Annotated in this window: 4 protein-coding genes and 1 pseudogene; 4 read left to right on the top strand and 1 reads right to left on the bottom strand. The window is 54.3% G+C overall.

The window, feature by feature from the left end; translation table 11 throughout:
- Positions 1–18: 18 nt before the first annotated feature.
- Positions 19–585: a recombinase family protein gene (locus TRICHSKD4_RS26375; RefSeq protein WP_009469527.1), complete on the top strand. Its 567-nt coding sequence runs from the start codon at positions 19–21 to the stop codon at positions 583–585.
- A gap of 83 nt (positions 586–668) precedes the next feature.
- On the opposite strand, the pseudogene TRICHSKD4_RS26370 reads toward TRICHSKD4_RS26375, so the two are convergent.
- A pseudogene (locus tag TRICHSKD4_RS26370) lies at positions 669–1,852 on the bottom strand (IS3 family transposase).
- 298 nt (positions 1,853–2,150) lie between these two features.
- On the opposite strand from TRICHSKD4_RS26370, the gene TRICHSKD4_RS32090 reads away from it, so the two are divergent.
- The 3 genes from TRICHSKD4_RS32090 to TRICHSKD4_RS26350 all read left to right on the top strand — a co-directional run bounded on the left by TRICHSKD4_RS32090 (position 2,151) and on the right by TRICHSKD4_RS26350 (position 3,498).
- Positions 2,151–2,351 carry a helix-turn-helix domain-containing protein gene (locus TRICHSKD4_RS32090; RefSeq protein ID WP_009469522.1) on the top strand — a complete coding sequence of 67 codons (201 nt, stop codon included), beginning with the start codon at positions 2,151–2,153 and terminating at the stop codon, positions 2,349–2,351.
- A gap of 24 nt (positions 2,352–2,375) precedes the next feature.
- Positions 2,376–2,708: an ImmA/IrrE family metallo-endopeptidase gene (locus TRICHSKD4_RS26355; protein ID WP_050763552.1), complete on the top strand. Its 333-nt coding sequence runs from the start codon at positions 2,376–2,378 to the stop codon at positions 2,706–2,708.
- A gap of 145 nt (positions 2,709–2,853) precedes the next feature.
- Positions 2,854–3,498, top strand: coding sequence for an Abi family protein (locus tag TRICHSKD4_RS26350; protein ID WP_009469520.1), 645 nt, complete (start codon positions 2,854–2,856; stop codon positions 3,496–3,498).
- Positions 3,499–4,095 lie beyond the last annotated feature (597 nt).

The raw sequence follows: 4,095 nt of genomic DNA, 5'->3' as shown, positions 1-4,095 counted from the left end.
AAATGTATAATATAGGACATGCGGATCGGATATATCAGAACATCGACGGGTGATCAGACCGGGGCAGGGCAGCGACACGCGCTGACGGCTGCTGGTTGTAAACGGATTTATCATGACAGGGGAGTGTCGGGTGGGGCTGTCACCAAGCCTCAGCTTGAAAGGGCATTGAGAGCCGCATCTGCGGGTGATGCTCTTGTCGTGACGCGCCTTGACCGGCTGGCGCGATCGATGAAGTTCCTGATTGACGATGTGGAACGGATCGGGGCTTTGGGCGTGGACTTTGTGTCGCTGCATGAAGCGATCGACACGACGACGCCGGGTGGACGGTTGTTTTTCCATATCAGCGCGGCGTTTGCCCAGTTTGAGCGGGATGTGATCCGGCAACGGACCAAAGAAGGCATGGCTGCTGCCAAGAGGGCAGGGCGTCCAGTTGGTCGTCCAGCGGCGATTACGGATGAGCGTTGGGTTGGCATCAAGCGGATGCTGGACACCGGCATGACGATTACGGAAGCTGCCCGCACGGCAGTGGTTCCCCGTCAGGCGATATATAGACGGCTCAAGGCCGATGAAGATATATCCGGGTAAGCGTTGACACCGGGGCTGGCCCCTTAAAGCGGAACGCCGTAACATGACCTTGCCCCGTAATCCCGGACCAGGAGCTTATTTGATTATGCCGCGATCTTGATTTCCATGTCCATCCTTGCCTGAGCGGGCGTGCGATATCCGATGCTCGAGTGCCGCCGCTGCCGGTTGTAGAAGATCTCGATATATTCGAAGAGTGCCGCGCGCGCTTGTCTGCGGGTCCTGAACCGGGTGCGATGAACCATTTCGGTTTTGAGTGCGCCGAAGAAGCTCTCCATCGGGGCGTTGTCGAGACAGTTTCCCTTTCGGCTCATCGATGGGATCATCCCGTGCAGATTGAGCAGCTTTTGATACTCGCCACAAGCGTATTGGACGCCACGATCCGAGTGATGGATCAGGCCCCTGGGGGGACGACGGCTCCTGATCGCCATCTTCAGGGCATCTTCGCACAGGGTACTTTTCAAGCGATCTGACATTGACCAGCCAACGATTTCCATGGTCCCGAGATCTTTGACTGCAGCCAGGTTGAGCCAGCCCTCATCGGTGGGAATATATGAAATGTCAGCCAGCCAGACGGTGTCGGGAGCCGTGATCTGGAAGTTCCTGTCGAGAAGGTTTGGTGCAATACCATATCCATGGCGACTGTCGGTGGTCATCGGCATGCGGCGTTTGCGCATGGGCGGTCGAATATCGTTCTCTTTCATGAGCTTGGCCACCAATTTGCGAGAGACCCGGTGACCACGAGCACGCAGCTAAGCATGGATACGTGGCGCTCCGTAGCGCTGTTTGCTCTCCTCGAAGATCGACCTGATCTCATCAACCAGAGCGTCGTGTCTGGAAGCACGTGCTGCCCGTTCCGGGGCAGTGCGTTGCCAACGGTGAAACCAGCTCCGGCTGACGCCAAGGACGCGGCAAAGCAGGCGGATCGAATGATGGCCAACATGGGCAGCGATGAATGCAAGCTTCGCAATCATGTCTTCGCCGCCCATTGTGCGAAAAAAGCAGATGCTTTGCGCATCACCTCATTTTCTTCTTTCAGCCGCTTGTTGTCACGGCGCAGTTGCGCCAACTCAGCTGCCTCTGCTTTGCTCTGAGCCAGAGCCGCAGCTGACCCCGCAGCCAGCAGGTCAAGATGCCAACTCTTGAGCTGACCACTCGTCACGCCAAGCTCACTCGCAAGGCTGGAATATGTGACCCCGTCCTCCGACAAGCGCGCCACAGCTTGCTCCTTGTACTCTGGCGTGAACCGTCGTCTCGTTTGCTTCGTCATAAACATCTCCCGTTCCATAGGTTAATTTAACCCCTGGTCCGGGATTACGGGGCAAGGTCAGATGATCTTTGCCGCCGCAGCCGGAACACCCCACGGTATTGCCAGGGCATCATAGCCCGGCAAGTTGATAGGGACCCGGCTTGCGGACTTCATCAAGGCCAGCGGTCAAACACGCCGCGCAAACAGGCCGGACAAATGACCGCTACGCAAAAAGATCTGAAGCACAAAGAAAACCCTTGCAAAAACGGAGCTGTCCACAAATGGCAATACCCGTACTTTCAACATACCCCTCATCCGTATGCGCACGCGCGAAGGCATGGCCATCGCCCGTACCAAGGGCAAGCTGCGTGGCAAACAGCCAAAACTGTCCGAGAAACAGCAGCGTGAACTGACCCGTATGCATGCCACTGGGGAGTATTCCATCAGCGACCTGGCCGAGGTGTTTTCCGTGTCGCGACCAACCGTCTATCGAACATTACAGAGAGGTCAGAACCCTTAGCGTACGATTTATCACTGAGCCCTAATGGACCCCATCAACAACGATTGCCACCCCGACAAACGGCAGGCCTCAAACATCGCTCATGAGCTAGCCCATATTCTAATGCGTCACCACCCAACCGCATTGTTTGATGCAGATGGGAATCGAGATTTTATTAGGGCTATTGAGGATGAAGCCGAATGGCTCGGCCCAGCTCTTTTGGTGTCAGAAGAGGCCGCGCTTTTTGCTTATCGGCAAATACAGTTAGGTACAGAAACCGTACAAACTCTGTCGGATAAATGGACAATCAGCGTTGATGTAATCAACATGAGAATGAATGTTGTCGGCGCAAAAAGGCGTTTCAGAAGAGCGGCTTAAAACGAAACCGCTACGAAATGCTTTGACAAATTTGATGATCTAGAAAAAACTTACCCTCGCCGTTTGCAAAGCAGGGACAAGCGAGGGCTTACAGTTGCTTATATGGCATAAACCGATAGAAATTTCAATTAAAAACTGACTTCAGATGACTTTAGAAGCCGCTTTCTCCACTGAACGACTTTCAAAATATCGCCAATGGGCGAACCAAAATAGAGATGAGGCACTTGCCCTTTACGCGCTCAACATAGCGCTTTCAGAGACCTTCTACACATCGCTGCATATTTTGGAAATTACACTTCGAAACGCCATTCATGACCGCTTAACGGCGCGTTATGGTGCCGGTTGGTTCCAAAATGCTCAGGTCATCACAGATCATTACCAACAAAAAAAGGTGCAAGAGGCTGTTTCTAAGTTCCGAGGGAAACAACCAACGGATGGCCAGATTGTCGCCGAACTAACTTTTGGTTTTTGGACCGCCTTATTTGGCCGCCGAAACAACCAACTGTGGGGGCAAGAGCTTCGCCCCTTGTTTAACGCAGGACGGCCACTTCAAAGAAAACAAATTTCCAAACGTTTGGATGATACTAGGCAATTGAGAAATCGGATTGCCCATCACGAGTCGATCATTCAATGGGACCTTGCGACCGTCCACCAAGAGATTTGTGAATTAGTCGGATGGTTATCACCAGATGCCCTCAACTGGTGCAATGCAAACTGTCACTTTCGAAGCGTTCACCCAGGAATGCCAATCATCATTGGTAACTTGAAGAACCCTGCTCTAGTGTTTTAAGCTTTTGTTCCTTTAAGAGTTTGCTCACCGGAGCCGACCCCTCGCTTTCGGACCCTCAACTACCTAGTCATCCGGTGTTGAGGTTGGCAGCTACTTCTCAGTAGCGGATGTGCTACTGGCGGCCACGCTTCTGCCGTTCGGACTGCGCTTGGGCTAAGGCCGCGCCCACTGGTAACCCCTTATCACCCCCGCCAGTGTCTCCAAACCACCCAGAGGTATGTTCAACATATGTTCTCACTCAATCTTCTCCAAGGGAAGGTTTGAATTATCCCCGACATACTAAGAAAAAAGGTGCCCTTGCACCCCTGCCACGTGGCGAACGCGGGGGGCAGAACGGAAAGCAGAATCTGGCCGAGTGGTGCGGGCGCACAAGCGCAGCGCGGAGCCTCGGTCGGTCTGATTGTGCTTGAAGTGGCGTTGGGGGCAGCGCCCCCAGAACCTCGCTCAAAAATTTGCGCCCTACGGGCGTACGGCCTTGAAAAGGCCTCCGCAATGCGCCGGCCACTGGTCGGCTGCCGGCTGTGTCGGCACAGGCTGACTGCGCAGCGAACGCGCTCACCCAAAAGCGCCGTAGTGAGCGGAGCAGTCAGCCAGCCC

The sequence above is a fragment of the Roseibium sp. TrichSKD4 genome, assembly GCF_000148725.1.
Classification (GTDB): Bacteria; Pseudomonadota; Alphaproteobacteria; order Rhizobiales; family Stappiaceae; genus Roseibium.
Note: the sequence above shows the minus strand (reverse complement) of the source record. Positions and strands in the feature narration are given on the sequence as shown.

Excerpts from the sequence above, each read along its gene's own strand:
- TRICHSKD4_RS26375 (WP_009469527.1), top strand. The coding sequence starts at position 19 with ATGCGGATCGGATATATCAGAACATCGACGGGTGATCAGACCGGGGCA.
- TRICHSKD4_RS32090 (WP_009469522.1), top strand. The coding sequence starts at position 2,151 with ATGCGCACGCGCGAAGGCATGGCCATCGCCCGTACCAAGGGCAAGCTG.
- TRICHSKD4_RS26355 (WP_050763552.1), top strand. The coding sequence starts at position 2,376 with ATGGACCCCATCAACAACGATTGCCACCCCGACAAACGGCAGGCCTCA.
- TRICHSKD4_RS26350 (WP_009469520.1), top strand. The coding sequence starts at position 2,854 with ATGACTTTAGAAGCCGCTTTCTCCACTGAACGACTTTCAAAATATCGC.